This window comes from Parabacteroides faecis, from assembly GCF_014647375.1.
In the GTDB taxonomy this organism is placed as follows: domain Bacteria; phylum Bacteroidota; class Bacteroidia; order Bacteroidales; family Tannerellaceae; genus Parabacteroides; species Parabacteroides faecis.
The window spans coordinates 84,513-98,777 of record NZ_BMPB01000008.1; the positions used below are offsets into that span (position 1 = coordinate 84,513).

Sequence of the window (14,265 nt, forward strand, 5' to 3'; positions counted from 1 at the left end):
GAATAAAAAAAACACTTAGAAACAGATAAGGACAGATAGGAACAGATAATGGCAGATAAAAGCAGTTTGTGGATCTAAATTCGGAGTTTTTTTTGTTTACATTTCTTAGTATTTGTCGTGTTATACGCATTATATTCGCGTTATATGTTGATATATGGCTGTTAACAGCATGTTTGTATTGGGGCTCTATTTGCTGTTAACACTTTCCTCTTTAATATAATAAGAAGTATTTATATATAAAGATTATATAATATAGGGATTTTCTGTTTTTTTGAAAACTGACGGAACTAATCCTGATTCTTCCGTTTTCACGACATAGGTGTTTTGTTCGCAAACCATATATGTTTTGATGATAAAACACCTATGTTTCGATAAGTAGGGTTTTGTGCTATTAGCCCGAATACGGAATAAATTAGTCATTCAACTTTATTTTACCTTTTAAACTAAATAAGTATCAAAAATGTTTTTAACTTAGAAGCGATAATCATTAAATCGAAATGATCATGGGAGCAAAGAAGAATTTTGTATTGGATACGAACGTTATCTTGCATGACTACAAGTGTATCGAAAATTTTCAGGAGAATGATATCTATCTTCCTATCGTCGTGTTGGAAGAGTTGGATAAGTTTAAAAAGGGGAGCGACCAGATTAATTATAACGCCCGTGAATTTGTACGCGAGTTGGATCTGCTGACCAGCAATGATCTCTTCCTGAAGGGTGCTTCGTTAGGAGCAGGTTTAGGAACATTACATGTGGTAACCGGCGATAAGTATCAGGAAAAGATTGCATTGTCTTTCCCGGAAAAGACGCCTGACCACCGTATCCTTTCCTGCACACTTTCCGTTGCAGAAAAGACTCCGAAAATACAGACTATCCTCGTTACGAAAGATGTCAATCTGCGTATGAAAGCCCGTGCGTTGGGTATTCAGGTAGAAGATTATATCACTGATAAAGTGATCAATGTCGATATCTTCGAACGGGCACAGGACACCTATGAAAATATAGAGCCTGATTTAATCGACAAGATCTATTCGACACCCGACGGACTCGATGCGGATATGTTTGAATTCAAGTCAAAACTGGAGCCGAACGAATGCTTTATATTGAAGAGTGTACGTGCTTCTGTTTTAGCTCGTTATAATCCGTTTACCGGAAAGATAAAGAAGGTAGAAAAGATATCTAATTATGGCATACAACCCCGTAATGCGGAACAGAGTTTTGCCTTTGAAATATTGAATGATCCCGATGTAAAACTGGTCGGCCTGACCGGAAAAGCGGGAACAGGAAAAACATTATTGGCACTGGCCGCTGCGCTTAAACAGGCTGGGGTATACAAACAGATATTACTGGCCCGTCCGATCGTTGCATTGGCAAATAAGGATATCGGATTCCTGCCGGGTGATGAGAAGCAGAAAGTGGCTCCGTATATGCAGCCATTGTTCGATAACCTGAATGTTATAAAGAACCAGTTTGCACCCGGAAGCCAGGATGTCCGCAAGATTGATGACCTGCAGAAGAATAACCAGCTGGTGATCGAAGCTCTGGCCTTTATCCGCGGGCGTAGTTTATCTGAAACATTCTGTATCATCGACGAAGCGCAGAACCTGACGCCGCACGAGATCAAGACAATCATTACCCGTGCCGGAGAAGGTACGAAGATGGTCTTTACCGGTGATATCCAACAGATCGACTCGCCATATCTGGATGCCCAGAGTAATGGGTTAGCTTATATGGTGGATAAGATGAAAGGACAGGACCTGTTCGCTCATGTAAACCTGGTAAAAGGGGAGAGAAGTCAGTTGTCTGAATTAGCTTCGAACTTATTGTAAAATACCAACTAATTATATGTAAAAGGGACTTTGAATTCAAAGTCCCTTTCTTTTTGAGCAGATTTTTATTTACTCATTGTTTTATAAGTCTCGATTAACTTTTTAATCGTTGCTGCTTCCGATATTTCCGTTGAAGAGTCTGCCGGTTTATAATAGTTTTCCAAAAAGCCGTCGGCTCCCGACCATACCGTTTCAATAATACCCTGAAAGCGGTCGCGCATCTGTTTACCCGAATTTTGACGGAAGCGGACCATATCATCCACCTGCTTCAATGCTACTTCCGGTTTACGCCAGGGACAGGTAGCGACATCGAATCCTTTCATGGCAAAATACACGGCAGTTTGTTCCGGCCGTTCATAATGCCAGTCGCAGATGAATACCTCTTTCGGTATCAGGTCGATAGCACGGTATGTATTGTTCATACTGGCTTCCCAGGCCCCTATACCCGTCGTTTTTCCATCTATCAGGCGGTCACCCCAGATCATCAGGCGCTTTCCCTGTTGAGCCAGGTGATTCTGTATTTTGGTCACTTCTCCAGCATATAATTCGGCTTTGTCCCGACCGTTGCAACGGGGACATTTATCGTCACCTATGTAAAAAACTTCATCCATACCGGCATGAAACAAATTTGTTTCAAAAGCATCGGTCAGTTCGTCTACCAAAGCAAATACTATTTTATGAACATCCGGATGAAGAGGACAATAACTCTTACAATATAATCCGTCCGGGTTAGGCCATCCGGTATAGTTTTTTGTGTCCACATGTGGTGTCTCGTCAAATTCGGGATATACACGAAGCAGGGCATAGGTCGTTTCCGCCCATGACTGATGACCGAGCAGGTTGATTTGCGGGGCTATCCGTATGTTATGTTTCCGGCAGGTGGCGGCAATCCGTTTTACATCCTGAAGCGTAAGCGGGTTAGGATCGCTTAATTCCGGATGAGATTTATAGGCATAGTTCCAATCCACCCGTAAGATAAGCAGGTTGAAATGCCCCGGAGCCAGTTCTTCCTCTATAAATTTCAGGAAGAGATCCATTTTTTGAACAGAAGGGGCAGCAATAGCCAGTCCACGGGTGGGGATAATGCTGTCCAGCGGACTTGCGTTTGCCTTGAGCATACCGGTAGCCGCCATACAAACCAAAAGACATAAAATACGGATAAAGTGTTTCATGGTATTTAAGTATTAAATTGTTGGTTACGAATATAATCAAATAAATTGGATTACCGGTCTCTTATCTTAGTTTGCCACCTCCATCCGCATAATGTAGTCATTCATGTAGTAGCCGTTGCCGATATGAAAATCACGTGTCGCATGTTCATGGAACCCCATATGCTTATAAAAACCGAGAGCCGGGTTTTCGCGGTTTACATTCAGTTCGACGGTGAATGATCCCGGATGAATACTTTTCAGGTAAGCGACACCTTGTTCGATGATAAAACGTCCGATACCCGAACCATGCAAAGAAGGGAGCGAATAGATTTTCTGGAATTCGTACAGGTCTTTTTCTACCGTTTCGATGGAGAGATATCCGGATGGTTCACCGTCTTTGCTGATGATGAAGAACTCGTGATGAAGTTCATTCATCTGATTGAGAATACTTTCCGGGGCATACATCATCTCGAACATATAGTCGAGTTGCTCGCGGGAGAGGATAGAACCATAGGTCGGCTCCCATATTTGGGATGCCAAGTTTCTGATTAACAGACAGTCTTCTGTCGTTGCTTTTCTGATTGAGAACATATTATGCTAGTTTTAGACGAACAAAATTAAAAATTAAATTATAGCGTTTTATTTTTTAGCTTGATTTTGCATTTATTTCAATGTTTATTCACAGAAAAGAATAACTTTGTAGGCGTTTAATATTAGGGAAAAATACAATTTAATAAATATATATAGAAATGGATACAAAGATTCAGGAACTGACCGACAAGATCTACAAAGAAGGAGTAGAGAAGGGGAACGAAGAAGCTGGACGGATCATTGCCGATGCGAATACTCAGAAACAAGCGATTGTTAGCGAGGCGGAAGCGGAAGCAAAACGTATTGTTGCAGCAGCGCAAAAACAGGCTGCCGAACTGAAAAAGAATACAGAAGCCGAACTGAAGTTATTCGCTACCCAGGCTGTAGAAGCGCTGAAGAGCGAAGTGGTAAACCTTATAACCGGAAAGATTACTTCCTCGAATGTGAAAGCGATCGTTTCTGACACTGCATTTATGCAGAAGGTGATCCTTGAAATGGCTAAGGAATGGGCTAAGAAAGAAGCGATCACTATCCAGACAGCCGATGCGGATGCATTAACCAAATATTTTGAAGCAAATGCCAAATCGTTGCTTGACGGTGGCGTGAAAATAGAAAAAGTAAGCGGAAAGAAAGCCGATTTTACCATTATTCCTGCCGACGGATCCTATAAAGTAAGCTTCGGGGAAGACGAGTTTGTTGCATTCTTTAAAGAATTCCTGCGTCCCGGGCTGGTAGAAATGTTGTTCTGATATGAGTAAATACTACTGTCTGATTGCCGGACTCCCTAATATATCATTGGATGATAGTAAGCTGACCTATTCCGTTTCTGAATTCAGAAAGGAGTTGGACGGTATTCTTACATCCCGTGATAAGAAGCTGGTAGACTTGTTTTTCCTCAAATTCGATAATAAGAACCTGCTTAGTTTCTCACAGCGTCCGGACAGTGACCCGGATGAAAAGGGAAGTATAACATACGACGAGTACAAAAGTCTGTTCGATGCTTTGAAGGATGGCGAGAAGCCGCCTAAGAACAAACAGATTCCTCCTTATTTCATAGAGTTCTTCAAACAGTATCTGGATAGCCAGAAGAAAGAGGAAAAGCTAACGATCTCCTGGGAAGACCGTCTGGCAGCCCTTTATTACGACTATGCGATGAAATGCAGCAACGGTTTCATCCGTAACTGGTTTGAACTGAACCTCAATATCAATAACATGCTGACCGCCATAACCTGCCGTAAGTATGGATTTGATAAAGCAGAATATATAGTGGGAAACAACGAGGTAGCGGAGGCTATCCGTACTTCCAATGCCCGTGATTTCGGATTGGGAGATGCGGTAGACTATCTGCCCGATCTGCAACGCATTGCTGAAGAGCCCGACCTGATGGCCCGCGAAAAGAAAGTGGATTTGCTGAAATGGAAATGGCTGGACGATAATACGTTCTTCAAGACTTTCGATATCGAAAGTGTGTTCGCCTACTTGCTGAAACTGGAAATGATCGAACGCTGGGTTACGCTGGATAGGGTGACAGGCGAGAAGACTTTCCGCGAAATAGTAGGAGCGATGAAGAAGGGAAGTGATAATGCGTTGGAAGAATTTAAAAGAAACAATAATAAATAATTATGGCTACGAAAGGAATTGTTAGAGGAATCGTATCCAACCTGGTAACCGTCGAGGTGGATGGGCCGGTTTCTCAAAATGAAATCTGTTACATTTCCGTAGGAGGCGTAAAGCTGATGGCGGAGGTTATTAAAGTAATAGGGAAAGATGCCTTTGTACAGGTATTTGAAAGTACACGTGGGATGCGTGTAGGTGACGAAGCCGAGTTTGAAGGGCACATGCTTGAAGTGACATTGGGGCCGGGTATGCTGTCGCGTAACTACGACGGTTTGCAGAATGACCTGGATAAAATGGACGGCGTGTTCCTGAAACGTGGTGAATATACATTTGCACTCGATAACGATAAATTGTGGGATTACAAGCCGCTGGCGAAGGTTGGTGATACAGTGACTGCCGGTGACTGGTTGGGCGAAGTGGATGAAAACTTCCAGCCTCATAAGATCATGGTCCCTTTCACGTTTAAAGGCACTTATACTGTAAAGAGCCTGGTGGAAGCCGGACAATATACCATCAACCAGACGATCGCGGTATTGACAGACGAAGATGGTAAGGATATCGATATTAATATGATACAGCGCTGGCCGGTAAAGAGAGCCATCACTTGTTATAAAGAAAAACCGCGTCCATACAAATTGCTGGAAACAGGTGTTCGTACAATCGATACGGTAAACCCGATCGTCGAAGGCGGTACAGGATTTATCCCCGGCCCGTTCGGTACAGGTAAGACAGTGCTTCAGCACGCTATCTCCAAACAGGCGGAAGCCGATATCGTGATCATCGCTGCCTGCGGTGAACGTGCGAATGAGGTAGTGGAAATCTTTACCGAGTTCCCCGAACTGATCGACCCGCATACAGGACGTAAATTGATGGAACGTACCATCATTATCGCCAATACTTCAAACATGCCTGTGGCAGCCCGTGAAGCATCCGTATATACGGCGATGACTCTGGCTGAATATTACCGTAGCATGGGACTGAAGGTATTGTTGATGGCGGACTCTACTTCCCGTTGGGCACAGGCTTTGCGTGAGATGTCTAACCGTCTGGAAGAACTTCCGGGACCCGATGCATTCCCGATGGACTTGTCTGCGATCGTGGCTAACTTTTATGCCCGTGCAGGTTTCGTTCATTTGAATAATGGGGCGACAGGTTCAGTAACCTTTATCGGGACAGTATCACCCGCCGGTGGTAACCTGAAAGAACCGGTAACGGAAAATACGAAGAAGGTAGCCCGTTGTTTCTACGCTTTGGAGCAGGAACGTGCCGACCGTAAACGTTATCCGGCCGTAAACCCGATCGACAGTTATTCAAAATATCTGGAATATCCCGAATTTCAGGAATATATCGCTAAACACATCTCTCCGGAATGGCTCGATAAGGTGAACGAGATCAAGACCCGTATGTTGCGTGGTAAGGAAATTGCCGAACAGATCAACATCCTGGGTGACGACGGTGTACCTGTAGAATACCATGTTACTTTCTGGAAATCGGAATTGATCGACTTCGTGATCCTGCAACAGGATGCGTTCGATACGGTCGATGCCGTGACACCGCTGGCCCGTCAGGAATTTATGCTGGACAAGGTGGTAAAGATCTGTCATGCGGAATTCCGTTTCGACACCTTCCTCGAAGTAATGGAATATTTCAAACAGATGATTAACATCTTCAAGCAGATGAACTATTCCGAATACGAAAGCGATCAGTTTAAGAAGTTCAACGATCAACTCGACGCCCTGCTCGCAGAGCGTATGGAAAAATAACAGAACGTATGGCAACAAAAGCATTTCAAAAAATATATACGAAGATTACCCAGATCACGAAAGCTACCTGTTCGCTGAAAGCAACGGGAGTTGGGTATGACGAGCTGGCTTCCGTAGACGGCAAGCTGGCACAGGTGGTAAAGATCATCGGCGACGAGGTTACGCTGCAGGTGTTCTCCGGTACGGAAGGTATCCGTACGAATGCCGAGGTGGTATTCATGGGCAAAGCGCCTACGCTGAAAGTAGGCGACCAGTTGGCCGGACGTTTCTTCAATGCGTATGGCGACCCGATCGATGGTGGTCCGATCCCGGAAGGAACGGAAGTGGAAATCGGTGGCCCGTCTGTAAACCCGGTTCGCCGTAAACAGCCGTCAGAACTGATCGCTACGGGTATTGCCGGTATCGACCTGAACAATACGCTGGTAACCGGACAAAAGATCCCGTTCTTCGCCGATCCTGACCAGCCGTTCAACCAGGTGATGGCGATGGTAGCCCTGCGTGCCCAATCGGATAAGATCATCCTAGGCGGTATGGGTATGACCAACGACGACTACCTGTTCTTTAAAAATACATTTAGCAACGCCGGTGCACTCGATCGTATCGTGAGCTTCATCAATACAACCGAAGACCCGTCCGTAGAACGTATCCTTATTCCGGATATGGCGCTGTCGGCTGCTGAATACTTCGCCGTACAAAAGAATGAAAAGGTGCTGGTATTGTTGACCGACATGACCAACTACGCGGATGCCCTGGCGATCGTATCGAACCGTATGGACCAGATCCCGTCGAAAGACTCTATGCCGGGTTCACTTTATTCCGACTTGGCAAAGATCTACGAAAAGGCGGTACAGTTCCCGGCAGGTGGTTCCATTACCATTATTGCGGTAACGACTTTGTCCGGTGGCGATATCACACACGCCGTACCTGATAATACCGGTTATATCACCGAAGGCCAATTGTATCTGCGCCGTGATAGCGATGTCGGTAAAGTAATCGTCGACCCGTTCCGAAGCTTGTCACGTTTGAAACAGCTGGTAACAGGAAAGAAGACACGCGAAGATCACCCGCAGGTGATGAATGCTGCCGTTCGTCTGTATGCCGATGCTGCCAATGCAAAGACCAAGATGGAGAATGGTTTCGACCTGACGGACTACGACAACCGTACACTGTCTTTTGCAAAGGATTATTCGGAAAAGCTGCTGGCTATCGACGTAAACCTCGACACAACCGAAATGCTCGACGTGGCATGGGGCTTGTTCGGCGAATACTTCAAACCGGCGGAAGTGAATATCAAGCAGGAGTTGGTAGACAAATACTGGAAAAAGTAAGAACGGTCCGCAAACCGTTCCATTCGGATGAAAAAAGAATTTCTCTCGGAAGAAACCGGAATTCCATCCGAAAGGAATTAAAAAACGATATAATATGGCAATAAAGTTTCAATATAATAAAACCTCTCTTCAGCAATTGGAAAAGCAGCTGAAGATGCGCGAGCGTTCCCTGCCTACGATTAAAAGCAAGGAAAGTGCGTTGCGTATCGAAGTGAAGCGGACCAAGGATGAAGTGACAAAATTGGAACTTCAGCTGGAAAAAGAGATTCAGAGCTACGAGAACATGGTGGCTTTGTGGAACGAGTTCTCTCCCGAACTGATTGCGGTGAAGGATGTGACACTCTCTACGAAGAAGATTGCCGGTGTGATCGTTCCTGTATTGGACGAGATTCAGTTTGAGATCGGACATTACAGTCTCTTTAATTCCCCTGCCTGGTTTACCGATGGTGTCGAGCTGCTGAAAAAGCTGGCGCGTACCGGGATAGAAGCCGAGTTTTCGGGAATGAAGCTGGAGTTATTGGAGCATGCCAGGAAGAAGACCACTCAGAAGGTAAACCTCTTTGAGAAGGTACAGATCCCCGGCTATAAAGATGCGATCCGTAAGGTGAAACGATTTATGGAAGACGAAGAAAGTCTTTCCAAGTCGTCACAGAAGATCATGCGGGCTAACCAGGAAAAGCGTAAAGCAAAAGAACAAAAAGAGGAGGCTGGCGTATGATAGTAAAAATGAGTAAATATGCCTTTATGGTATATCACAGGGAATATGATTCGTTCCTGGCACAATTGCGCGAACTGGGTGTCGTGCATGTGAAAGAGGGCAAGTCTATTCTCGATAATGCAGAACTTCAGGATATACTGGCTATACGTAAGCGTGTCAACTTGTTAATGCGCTTTTTCAAGAACCTGAATTCAGGAACGAAGGAGCTTCAGTTGGCTCCGGCCCGTGAACTGGATAAGAAAGCGGGACTGAAGTTGATCCAGAAGATAGAAGAATTGCAGGATAAGAAAGTGCAGCTTCAGTCCGTGAAAGCATCCCTTGAAAAGGATATTGCTTATATGGAGATCTGGGGTGATTTCAGTTGGGCTAATTTCAATCGTCTGAAGAAGGCTGGATATGATATTACGTTCTGGACTTGCCCGACGGCTAAGTATGAACCGAAATGGGGTGATGAGTACAATGCTGTATTGATCAACAATTTCCAGTCGGTTACTTATTTCCTTACTATAACGAAAGTCGGTACGACGATCGACATAGATGCGGAACGTCCGAAGATGCCGGACAGAGGCTTGCAGAAACTGAATGCACGTCTCGACCTGTTAAAGCAGGAAATGAAGGTATTGGATGCTGAAATGAAAAAGCTGGCAGCGTCTGATTATAATACGCTCGATTTGTTTGACAAGAATTTGCAGAATGAGTTCAATCTGTCGAATGTGCTTGTGCAAACCGATCGTCAGGCAGGCGATAAGTTGATGTTGCTGGAAGGCTGGGTACCTACGGAGAAGGCTCCTGCTATGGAGGAAACGCTTGAAAAGGATGGTTACTTCTATCAGCCATTGGAAATAGAAGAGGGAGATAAAGTACCTATTCTGTTAAAGAATGGGAAGTTTGCCAAACTATACGAGCCGATCACAAAAATGTTCTCTTTGCCTAATTACGCAGAGTTTGACCCGACACCGTTCTTTGCTCCGTTCTTCATGTTATTCTTCGGACTTTGTTTCGGAGATGGTGGGTACGGACTGTTAATGATTATTGCCTGTACGATCCTGAAACGGAAAGTTAATCCGGACTACAAGCCTTATTTGAGTTTGTTCCAGTATCTTGGACTGGCGACATTGATCGTCGGAACTCTTACCGGTTCGTTTTTCGGTATCGCTTTGGTCGACATACCTGCTTTTGCTTCAGTGAAAGAGTATTTTGTTTCGAGCGACAATCTGATGACGTTCTCGATCATAATCGGATTGGTACAGATTCTGTTCGGAAAGACGATCGCTGCACTGAAGATCATGTCACAGAAGGGCAAGAAATATGGTATTGCACCATTGGCATGGGTATTCATTATCCTGGCATTATGTCTTGTTTTCGGTTTGCCGATGCTGGACGTACAGTTACCGGAAGTAGTGAAAAATATTTTCCTGGTGATAGCCGGACTGGGATTGCTGGTAGCCTTCCTTTACAATACGCCGGGTAAGAATATCTTCCTGAACTTCGGTACAGGTCTGTGGAATACCTATAACATGGCTTCCGGACTGCTGGGTGATACATTGTCTTATATCCGTCTGTTCGCTATCGGTCTGACCGGTGCGATCCTGGGTGGCGTATTCAATTCGCTGGCTGTGGATATGACGGAAGGTATGAACATCGTATTGCGTGTGATCTGTATGTTGCTGATCCTTTTGGTCGGCCATGCGATCAACATCGGTCTGTGTACCATCAGTTCACTGGTTCACCCACTCCGTTTGATCTTCGTAGAGTATTATAAGAATGCAGAGTTCGAAGGTGGCGGTAAGGCTTACCAACCTTTCAAAAAAGCATAAACAAAACGTGATTTAAATAATAACAAAAAAATAATTAAACAAACAAATTTCATTATGGAACCAATTTTATTAGCTTATCTTGGTATTGCGTTGATGACAGGTTTAACCTTTATCGGCAGTAGTTATGGTGTAACAATCTGCGGTAACGCAGTAGTAGGAGCAATGAAGAAGAACCCGGATGCATTGGGTACTTACATCGCATTGAGTGCGTTGCCTTCTTCACAAGGTTTGTACGGATTCGTAGGTTATTTCATGATGCAGAAATTCCTGGTTGAAAGCATTACGATGCTGAATGCAACAGCTATATTCGGTGCCGGTCTGGTATTAGGATTCGCTGGTTTATTCTCTTCTATCCGTCAGGCAGAAGTTTGTGCAAACGGTATTGCCGGTGTTGGTGCTGGTCATAACGTATTCGGTGCAACGATGGTAATGGCTGTATTCCCTGAGTTGTATGCAATCTTGGCTTTGCTGGTTGTTATCCTGATCGGCGGAACTCTTCCGGTGTAATATTTAGTATTTAACATAGTAGTATCCCCTGTTTTATCGGTTGATAAGACAGGGGATTTTTAGTTTATATGGCGAAAGAAAAAATATTTACTTACATTTGTATGAATTGCAAGCAAACAATATAACACAATTGTAAAATATGAAAAAACATTTACATCTACTCTTATTAGCGTCAGGGCTTTTTCTTGTTCAGGGCGTGAGTGCACAAACAAATTCAGCAGACGATCCGCTGCCGGGTTATACGCAGGCGGAACGGTTTGCCGGTGATAAATTGCCGACGATGTTGTTTTCTACTTCGGTAGATCCACATTGGTTTAAGGCGGGGAACTGTTTCTGGTATGAATACAAGACTGGAGACGGGAATGTCTGGTATGTGGTTAATCCTTCCGCCAAATCGAAACGTCCTTTATTCGATCAGGATAAGCTGGCAGCAGAACTTACGGAGATCGTAAAAGACCCGTTTATCGCTCAACAGTTACCTATCCGGAAATTGGAGGCAGGAGAGGATGGGCGTACTTTTACGTTCCAGGTAACCTCTTCACAGGATGCGAAGAAAGATAGTACGGATAAAGATAACAAGACTAAGAAAGAGATATTCTATTTCTCTTATGATTATCCGACACGTAAACTGACACATCTGGCCGATAAAAAGAAAGATACGGAATATCCCGACTGGGCTTCTATTTCGCCGGACGGTAAAACCGTTGTTTATGCAAAAGACCTGAATCTGTACCGTATGTCGCGTGAAGATTACGAGAAACTGAAAAAGGATGACAAAGACAGTACCGTTACGGAAATACAGCTGACAACCACCGGAGTAAAAGACTTTGGTTTCGGACAGCCTTACAGCATTTTAAATACGGATACATTATGTAACGGCAAAAGAAAAAATCCGGGTTACTTATTGTGGTCACCCGATTCACGTCACTTTGCCGTATCTATCTCAGATAGCCGCGAGGTGAAAGACCTGTGGGTGATCAATGCCATGGCAACCCCGCGTCCGACATTGGAAACATACAAGTACCAGATGCCGGGTGAAAAAGAAGCGCCGATCAGCCATCTGTATCTGTTCGATATGACCAATAACTCTTATAAAGAGATCAACACCTGGGCATTCAAAGACCAGACCATCCGCATGGCTTACCAACCCCGCTTGCAGAAACAACGTGATATGAAGGAGCTGCCGAGTATTTGGTTGGGTGACAATAACCGTTTCTTCGTTACCCGTTCCAGCCGTGACCTGCACCGCATCGACATCTGTACGTATACCATCGGTGAAGATTCGATCCGCCCGATCATCGAAGAGCGTATGAATACCTATATCGAAGTCCGTCCGCTGGCATCCGTAAACAATGGCAAGGAACTGATCCATTGGAGCGAACGCGACGGCTGGGCACATCTGTATCTCTACGATGATAAAGGCAACCTGAAAAACCGTATCACATCAGGCCCCTGGCATGTCGACCAGATCGTAAAAGTAGACGAAGCCAAGCGTGTCGTTTATTTCCTTGCCAATGGAAGGGAAAAGGACGAGAATCCCTATTATGAACATCTTTACCGAGCGAACCTGGATGGAAGTGGCTTGCAGATGGTTTCAGTCGGTGATTATTTCCATGATGTCCGCATAGATGATAATGCACAATTCATTGTCCATAATTATTCCCGCATCAATACGGTTCCTAAGACAGACCTGTTGGATAATACAGGCCGGAAGATTATGGACCTGGAAGAAAGCGATTTCTCACAACTGTTTGCTGCCGGTTACCAGTTCCCGGAACCGTTCAAGGTGAAAGCTGCCGACGGTGTGACAGACCTTTATGGTGTTATGTACAAACCGTTCAACTTCGACTCGACTAAAGTATATCCTGTTATCGATTACGTTTATCCCGGTCCTCAAGTGGAAGCAACCCGTTATCCGTTTACCCGTATGAGCGTTCGTACAGACCGTTTGGCTCAGGCAGGATTTATTGTTGTTTCTGTCGGTAACCGTGGCGGTCATCCGAGTCGTTCGAAATGGTATCATAACTTCGGATACGGTAATCTGCGCGATTATGGACTGGCTGACCAGAAAGCGGCTATCATCCAGTTGGCTGATAAAAATAAGTTTATCGATATCCATCGTGTAGGTATCCACGGACATTCGGGTGGAGGATTTATGTCGACTGCAGCAATCCTGCAATATCCGGATTTCTTCAAGGTGGCAGTTTCCTGTGCCGGTAACCATGATAACAAGATCTATAACCGTTGGTGGAGTGAAACACATCATGGTGTGAAAGAAGTAGTATCGGAAAAAGGCGATACGACATTTACATACAATATCAAGAGTAATCAAGAACTGGCAAAACAGTTGAAAGGCCATTTACTGTTGGTTCACGGTGATATAGACAACAATGTCCATCCGGGTAATACGATGCGCGTTGTAGATGGTTTGATCCGTGCCAATAAGCGCTTCGACATGCTGCTTTTACCACAGCAACGCCACGGTTTCGGTGATATGGACGAATACTTCTACTGGCGAATGGTCGATTACTTCTCTGAACATTTGTTAGGAAAATCGGATAAGTCGGTGGATATACCGAAACGATAAGTTTTTCAGAAACGTTCGAAAGATCTTTTGACGGTAAGACTAAAGAGGCTTCTGCATTTGAATGCGGAAGCCTCTTCTTACATAAATAGACATTGTTATTTGATTTCTTCGCAGATAAAATAACAAATGAGTTAAGGACTATTGGTGAAAAAATCAAATCTAAGTCAATTTTTGAGCGTACTTGAGCGAAAAATAAATTTTCGGATCTATTCGTTTTCAAATATAATGATTATTTGAAATGATAGCTCCAGGACAATAAAAATGGAACATAGATAAAAAAGAATAGTCCAAAAAAAGATGATAAAAGAGAAAAACGATCTCTTTTAGTTTATTAACTAATGAATTTAGTTTTAAAAC

General features: G+C 44.2%; 11 protein-coding genes. 9 read left to right on the plus strand and 2 right to left on the minus strand.

Annotated elements, in window-relative coordinates; all coding sequences use genetic code 11:
* Positions 1-503 precede the first annotated feature (503 nt).
* A complete protein-coding gene (locus IEY67_RS12615) occupies positions 504-1,829 on the plus strand; it encodes a PhoH family protein (RefSeq protein WP_183671592.1) in 1,326 nt (441 codons plus the stop codon).
* A 65-nt stretch (positions 1,830-1,894) separates the two neighbouring features.
* On the opposite strand, the gene IEY67_RS12620 is transcribed toward IEY67_RS12615, so the two are convergent.
* The gene (locus IEY67_RS12620; protein WP_370450051.1) at positions 1,895-2,962 is read right to left on the minus strand and encodes a family 20 glycosylhydrolase; all 1,068 of its coding nucleotides are present in this window, start codon (positions 2,960-2,962) and stop codon (positions 1,895-1,897) included.
* 105 nt (positions 2,963-3,067) lie between these two features.
* Positions 3,068-3,571, minus strand: coding sequence for a GNAT family N-acetyltransferase (locus tag IEY67_RS12625; RefSeq protein ID WP_122354517.1), 504 nt, complete (start codon positions 3,569-3,571; stop codon positions 3,068-3,070).
* 158 nt (positions 3,572-3,729) lie between these two features.
* On the opposite strand from IEY67_RS12625, the gene IEY67_RS12630 reads away from it, so the two are divergent.
* The 8 genes from IEY67_RS12630 (at position 3,730) to IEY67_RS12665 (ending at position 13,908) form a co-directional block, all read left to right on the plus strand.
* On the plus strand, positions 3,730-4,320 hold the full coding sequence (locus IEY67_RS12630; protein ID WP_183671593.1) for a hypothetical protein: 591 nt from the start codon (positions 3,730-3,732) through the stop codon (positions 4,318-4,320).
* A 1-nt stretch (position 4,321) separates the two neighbouring features.
* The gene (locus tag IEY67_RS12635; RefSeq protein WP_122373140.1) at positions 4,322-5,191 is read left to right on the plus strand and encodes a DUF2764 domain-containing protein; all 870 of its coding nucleotides are present in this window, start codon (positions 4,322-4,324) and stop codon (positions 5,189-5,191) included.
* 2 nt (positions 5,192-5,193) lie between these two features.
* Complete coding sequence (locus IEY67_RS12640; protein WP_129733500.1) at positions 5,194-6,951, plus strand: V-type ATP synthase subunit A; 1,758 nt, start codon at positions 5,194-5,196, stop codon at positions 6,949-6,951.
* An 8-nt stretch (positions 6,952-6,959) separates the two neighbouring features.
* Positions 6,960-8,279, plus strand: coding sequence for a V-type ATP synthase subunit B (locus IEY67_RS12645; protein WP_075557596.1), 1,320 nt, complete (start codon positions 6,960-6,962; stop codon positions 8,277-8,279).
* 94 nt (positions 8,280-8,373) lie between these two features.
* Complete coding sequence (locus IEY67_RS12650; RefSeq protein ID WP_075557595.1) at positions 8,374-8,997, plus strand: V-type ATP synthase subunit D; 624 nt, start codon at positions 8,374-8,376, stop codon at positions 8,995-8,997.
* The gene (locus IEY67_RS12655) at positions 8,994-10,814 is read left to right on the plus strand and encodes a V-type ATP synthase subunit I (RefSeq protein ID WP_183671594.1); all 1,821 of its coding nucleotides are present in this window, start codon (positions 8,994-8,996) and stop codon (positions 10,812-10,814) included. Before IEY67_RS12650 ends, IEY67_RS12655 begins: the two co-directional genes overlap by 4 nt.
* 54 nt (positions 10,815-10,868) lie before the next feature.
* Entirely contained in the window at positions 10,869-11,321 is a 453-nt protein-coding gene (locus IEY67_RS12660; RefSeq protein WP_007656321.1) for an ATP synthase subunit C-like protein, read from the plus strand.
* Positions 11,322-11,460: 139 nt separating this feature from the next.
* Positions 11,461-13,908: a S9 family peptidase gene (locus tag IEY67_RS12665; protein ID WP_183671595.1), complete on the plus strand. Its 2,448-nt coding sequence runs from the start codon at positions 11,461-11,463 to the stop codon at positions 13,906-13,908.
* Positions 13,909-14,265 lie beyond the last annotated feature (357 nt).